The organism is Exiguobacterium sp. SH5S4 (genome assembly GCF_004337045.1).
Classification (GTDB): Bacteria; Bacillota; Bacilli; order Exiguobacteriales; family Exiguobacteriaceae; genus Exiguobacterium; species Exiguobacterium aurantiacum_A.
This window is the reverse complement of record NZ_SJUQ01000083.1, coordinates 1-398: the sequence shown is the minus strand read 5'-3', so window position 1 is coordinate 398 and position 398 is coordinate 1. Positions and strand designations below refer to the sequence as shown.

Here is a 398-nt window from a genome sequence, read left to right as displayed (position 1 = left end):
TCACCTTCTTTAGCCCCAACTACCTGCAACCGTGGCATAATGCGTTGAGAATCGCCGCAGGAGAAGCCGAATGAGTTTAATGCAATTCAGCGGGCTGCTGGTGGTCTGGCTGCTCTCTACGCTGTTTATCGCCACGCTGACCTGGTTTGAATTCCGCCGCGTGCGTTTTGACTTCAACGTTTTCTTTTCGTTGCTGTTTTTGTTGACCTTCTTTTTTGGTTTTCCGCTAACCAGCGTGCTGGTATTTCGTTTCGACGTTGGCGTCGCGCCGCCGGAAATCTTATTGCAGGCTCTATTATCCGCCGCCTGTTTCTACGGCGTGTATTACGTGACCTATAAAACGCGTTTACGCAAACGCGTTGTGGATGTACCACGCAAGCCGCTATTTACCATGAACC

1 protein-coding gene is annotated in these 398 nt (G+C 50.5%); it reads left to right on the top strand.

Annotation, left to right across the window (positions count from 1 at the left end):
- Positions 1-70: 70 nt before the first annotated feature.
- Positions 71-398: WzyE family oligosaccharide polymerase (locus EVJ32_RS16065; protein WP_201740706.1), on the top strand; the 328-nt coding region annotated here is incomplete at its 3' end.